The following is a 4,665-nucleotide window of genomic DNA, read 5'->3' on the forward strand; positions in this document are numbered from 1 at the left end:
CGTCGTAGGTGTATCTCTCACCGGTTGTCGCTACGACCGCCTCGGCGTCGCCGTAGTGCCGGCGCGCCCTGTCGAGGAAGTCGGTTACTAGAAGCTCCTTCTTCATAGTTAGAGATTAACATACCAAGTTATCATAAGAATTTTTGTTTCCGGTATATGTCATAATTTATCTCTCTGAAGACACCATTATAAATAATAATTTACATTACTGTTTGGGATAATTGCGCCTAAAAGAGAAGTCGGAAAAAGACGTCTCAGCGTCTATCTACTCTCGACGAGAGCTTGTATGTCGTCGACTATATCGGGGTTGCGGAGAGTGCTCGTGTCTCCGAGCTCGTCGCCGTTGACTATGTCTTCGAGGAGGCGTCTCATTATCTTACCCGATCTCGTCTTCGGAAGCTCGGGTGTGAAGAAGACGTCCTCAGGTCGCGCTATCGGACCTATCGCGTCGTCGACCTCGTCCATTATCTCCTGACGTAGCTCGTCGTTGCCTCCCTGTCCCTCCTCCGTGATGACGTAGACGTAGACAGCCTCGCCCTTGAGCTCGTGGTCTCCACCGACAGCGGCGGCTTCTGCGACCCCGGGGACTCCAACGACGGCACTCTCTATCTCCATCGTGCCGAGACGGTGCCCCGAGACGTTGACGACGTCGTCTACACGTCCGAGGACAGTGATGTAGTCATCGTCGTCTATCTTCGCGCCGTCCTCGGGGAAGTAGACCCACTCGTCTTCCTCGGGATCGGAGTACTCCTCCCAGTACTCGGATATGTAACGGTCGTTGTTCTTATAGACCGTCCTGAGCATTCCAGGCCAGGGCTTGTTGACAGTGAGGTATCCTGCCCTTCCTTCGTCGACTTCATCACCGTTTGTGTCGACGATCTGAGCATCGATTCCGGGGAGTGGCGGACCCGCGCTTCCGGGCTTCATGTTCTTCACTCCGGGGAGTGTTGTGACCATCATTCCTCCCGTCTCAGTCTGCCACCATGTGTCTACTACGGGACAGTCCTCGTTTCCGATGTGTTTGTAGTACCATTTCCACGCGCGCGGATTGATCGGCTCTCCGACAGTTCCGAGGAGACGAAGCGACGACAGGTCGTGCATTGCGGGGTGCTCGTCTCCCCATTTCATGAACGCACGTATCGCAGTCGGTGCTGTGTAGAATATGTCGACGCTGTACTTCTCGACGAGCTCCCAGAATCTGTCCTTCTCGGGGAAGTCGGGAGCACCCTCGTACATGATGCTCGTCGTACCGAGCGAGAGGGGACCGTAGACGATGTAGGAGTGTCCCGTGATCCATCCTATGTCGGCGGAACACCAGTACGAGTCCTCGGGCTTGATGTCGAGGACTGCGTGCGATGTCCATGTCACGTAAGACAGGTAGCCTCCCGTGGTGTGTTTGACACCCTTGGGCTTGCCCGTCGTACCCGATGTGTACATCAGGAAGAGCATGTCCTCGGCGTCTCTCTCCACGGGCTCGACCCTCTCGCCCTTCTGTTCCTCGACGAGTTCGTCGTAGTCGTGCTGGTTCTCGCCGAGTTCGTGGTCGTATTCGTCTCCGAGACGGTCGACGACAACTACGTCCTCGACTCCGTGACCCTCGTCTTCGAGCTCTTCCAGACCGTCGTTTGCCTTGTCGAGGTGTTCGAGGGCGTCTCCTCTTCTGTAGTATCCGTCACACGTCACGAGGTACTCCGAAGCTGCCGAGTCCATCCTCGTCGCGAGTGCCTCCGCCGAGAAGCCGGCGAAGACTACGCTGTGGGGCGCGCCTATCCTCGCACACGCGAGCATCGCTATCGGAAGCTCGGGAACCATCGGCATGTAGAGGGTGACGACGTCGCCCTCCTCGACTCCCATATCGCGGAGCGCGGCGGCGAACTCGTTGACCTCACGGTAGAGATCCTGGTAGGTGTAGGTACGTGTCTCTCCGTACTCGCCTTCCCACTGTATCGCGGCGTGGTTCTTCCTGCCGTTCTCTATGTGTCTGTCTATGCAGTTGTAAGACGCGTTGAGCTTACCTCCCGTGAACCACTCGTAGAAGGGAGCGTCTGAGTCATCGAGTACCTCGTCGTACTCCTCATACCAGTCGAGCATCTCGGCGGCGCGTTCCCACGACTCGGGCCAGTTCTCCTCGAACTCGTCGTATATCTCTTCGTCGGTGACGTTCGCCTGTTCGACGAACTCGTCTGAGGGCTCAAACAGTTCCTGTTCTTCTAGCCTTGCCTCCAACTCCACGTCGGGATCGTCTGACATATCATACTATATCACGAAGATGGGGTAATAAAAACTTCCGTCATCTTCTTTGATTCTAAATATTCTTTTAGTAGGAAAAACCCGGTTCTAAGACGTCTGTCGACGCATCTTCTCGACTACTTCGGCGAGTTCGGGCGCGTCGAACCAGTCTCTTCCCGTGTAGAGGTTCGCGCCCGAGGTGTAGAGTTCACTCGCGGTCGCTGCGACGTCGTCGGGAAGCGGCTTAGGATCGACCTCACACAGCGACTTCCAGTCGGCGACGCCCCTCTCGTCCGCCTCCTTCTTCGCGTCTTCTACCGCCGAGACCCAGTCGGGGTCGTATCCCTTATAGAAGCCACGGAGGAACTCCTTGCTTATCTGTTCGCCGTCGTAGAGGAAACGGTTCTCGTCGAAGGTTCCGACGACATCTGCGACGAGTATGTCGCCGTCGTAGTAGAGACACTCTATCTTGCCGTCCTCGTGTGATAGCCCGACCTCGTCTGCCTTCTCGGTCACTACGCGGTTGACCTCTCTCGCCGTCTCACGGAGTTCGTCGATCTCCGCCTTGCCGCTGATCTCTGACGCCTCGTCTTCGTCGAGGTATCTGTCCTTGTCCTCGAACTTAGTCGAGAACTCGACTATCGGCGAGTCGAGATCGACGTGTTCGTCGGGCCAGTCGTCGTAGTCGAGCCCGAAATCCGACGGCTCCTTCCTACTCCTGAGAGACGAGCCTATAGGTACGGAGTTCCTGAAGACTATCTCTAAGGGTATCAGGTAGCTGTCGCCTCCCTCGTCGTGGAAGCTCTCATAGTCGTACTCTCCCGTCTCTTCGTCAAACTCCAGGTCGGGAACCTGTGTGAGACGTATAGACATCCTCTCGGGAGCTTCGTCGGCTTCTTCGAGGCGCACGGCGTCTTCTCCGACCCCTATGTAATGTGTCTCTATTCCCTCGTCCTCTAAGAGTTCAAAGTTGTACGCCCCCATCGTGCAGAGGGATCTCCCCTTCGACTCTATCTTGTCGGGCATCTTTCCCCAGTCGAAGACAGAGTAGTCGTCGGTAAAGACGAACTCCCCCCTGCCGAGTTCTTCGGAGGTCGCCTCCTCGTATATACTGAAGTTCTTGACGCTCGTCATAAACCGCCTTTGGGGAGACGGAGTAAATACGACACGGTTTCTCACTCATCCTTAACGAAAAAACACATTCATAACAAAAGTTACGACACAGTTAGGTATAAATCCATACAGACAGTATGTATGTACGTTATGACAAAGAGAAAGTTCATATTCGACGACTCATCCGAAAAGGAAGCAAAGCTCTTCGCGGGCTTCTCCGAGGTAGAGTCGGAAGTATACGCGTAGGTAAACAACCACGGGTACAGTGACCCGTGGCTTTTGTAATTCCCTCAACTAAGCACTCCAACCGATGCAATATCGGTGGATGAGGTCGGGCGATTTACGTGACGCCCCGACCCGCACAGGCTCACCTTCCGAACTCTCGGAGGGGTTTTGCGAGTGCGGTAATCACTACTAACCCTATCTTTTATCTTCTGAATACCGCGCCATGCTACGTTTACCGAAGCATTACGGTCGGCATGATCTTGGTTCAGCTTACAATTAGCGTTAGTACAGGTGAAACGTCTACTTTTCCTACTACCACGTTCACCACAACATGAACATGTCTTCGAGTTGTGGTAAGCATCAACGACCGTCGTGGGTATCTCGTCCCAGTTAGCCTTGTACTCAGCCATGTCCTGAAGCGTCCTGAACGGTAGTTTATGCAGTCGTCGGTTCATGTACGAACCATACTCTATGCTATCGCGTATGTCCGTCATGTCTTCAAACACGATTAATGGCTTTTCAAACTCTTGGGCGAACTCCACGATAGCCCTTGAAATACGGTGTAGCACCCAGTTAGTGTATCCCTCTTCCTTGTCGCTGAACCTGTTACGCACAGAAGTCTTATGGTGTTCTTGGCAACGTCTACGTATATCGTGTAGCTTCTGACGAACGTGTTTAACGCTACCGTAGTCCAAAACCAATGTACCCTTCGCATCCATACTGTCTCTATCTAGCGCGGTAAGTGCAACGTTTCTCTCGTTGATGTCCACTCCTATTACAGTCTCGGAGTTCTCTTTCTCTCTTACATCGGCTTCGTACTGTATCGGGACGTGTAGGTAGTACACGCCCTCTCGATACAGGACTTCTGCCTGACCAAGACTGTACTCATCATTATCTTCTTTTAGTGCTTCTCTTAACAGTTCTAAGTCTGAGTGTCTACCTCGAAGAAAACCACGCACCTGCTTGCGTGGTTTCGCGGAGATGCGAAATCCGATCCTGCTGTCGTCTTTTTGCCATAATCTATACCCTTCGCCATGTGCAAGAACTAGGGGATAGGCACTATTCTTGTCAGTTGATGGTGGACTAGGTTCGGGATGC

General features: G+C 53.7%; 3 protein-coding genes. All 3 read right to left on the bottom strand.

The genetic code is table 11. From position 1 onward, the window contains the following. Nucleotides 1-261: 261 nt before the first annotated feature. Complete coding sequence (gene acs / locus SV253_06105; GenBank protein ID MDY6775636.1) at nt 262-2,250, bottom strand: acetate--CoA ligase; 1,989 nt, start codon at nt 2,248-2,250, stop codon at nt 262-264. Nucleotides 2,251-2,337: 87 nt separating this feature from the next. After that, nucleotides 2,338-3,363 (bottom strand): phosphoribosylaminoimidazolesuccinocarboxamide synthase, encoded by a 1,026-nt coding sequence (locus SV253_06110; protein MDY6775637.1) that lies wholly within the window; start codon nt 3,361-3,363, stop codon nt 2,338-2,340. Nucleotides 3,364-3,632: 269 nt separating this feature from the next. After that, on the bottom strand, nt 3,633-4,665 hold a 1,033-nt coding region (locus SV253_06115), incomplete at its 5' end, for a transposase (protein ID MDY6775638.1).

This window comes from Candidatus Afararchaeum irisae, from assembly GCA_034190545.1.
Lineage (GTDB): Archaea > Halobacteriota > Halobacteria > Halobacteriales > Afararchaeaceae > Afararchaeum > Afararchaeum irisae.

Excerpts from the sequence above, each read along its gene's own strand:
- SV253_06110 (MDY6775637.1), bottom strand. The coding sequence starts at position 3,363 with ATGACGAGCGTCAAGAACTTCAGTATATACGAGGAGGCGACCTCCGAA.
- acs (MDY6775636.1), bottom strand. The coding sequence starts at position 2,250 with ATGTCAGACGATCCCGACGTGGAGTTGGAGGCAAGGCTAGAAGAACAG.